This is a genomic window from Photobacterium sp. DNB22_13_2 (assembly GCF_052873915.1).
This window is the reverse complement of the sequence record NZ_JBNNXU010000092.1, coordinates 1-298: the sequence shown is the minus strand read 5'-3', so window position 1 is coordinate 298 and position 298 is coordinate 1. Positions and strand designations below refer to the sequence as shown.

At 53.4% G+C, this 298-nt stretch carries 1 protein-coding gene; it reads right to left on the bottom strand.

Annotation, left to right across the window (positions count from 1 at the left end; all coding sequences use genetic code 11):
• Positions 1–28: 28 nt before the first annotated feature.
• Positions 29–160: a hypothetical protein gene (locus ACVA58_RS27925; RefSeq protein WP_446513498.1), complete on the bottom strand. Its 132-nt coding sequence runs from the start codon at positions 158–160 to the stop codon at positions 29–31.
• Between the last annotated feature and the right edge of the window lie 138 nt (positions 161–298).

Below are 298 nucleotides of genomic sequence, written 5' to 3'. Positions count from 1 at the left end.
GAGAAAATGCGAATAGGAGCTGCCCCATTTAGAATGGGACGTCAACTTCCATAGAGTTCGCTAAATCAACCAGGTAAATGATCTGAGAAGCGCTCGCAGCCAACAGATATTCGGTGACTTCTAGCGTTGCCTTGCCACCATTCGACCCTCCGTGCCCCACGCCGTCACCCCCGCTCCGAAACGCATAAACGTAAGCACCCGGTGAACCCGTCTTGAAGGGGACCCGCGTAGCAAGGAGTATCGTGTCCATCTAGTTCTAGGTGGACACGTGGACAATATCGAAGAGAGCGCGCCAATA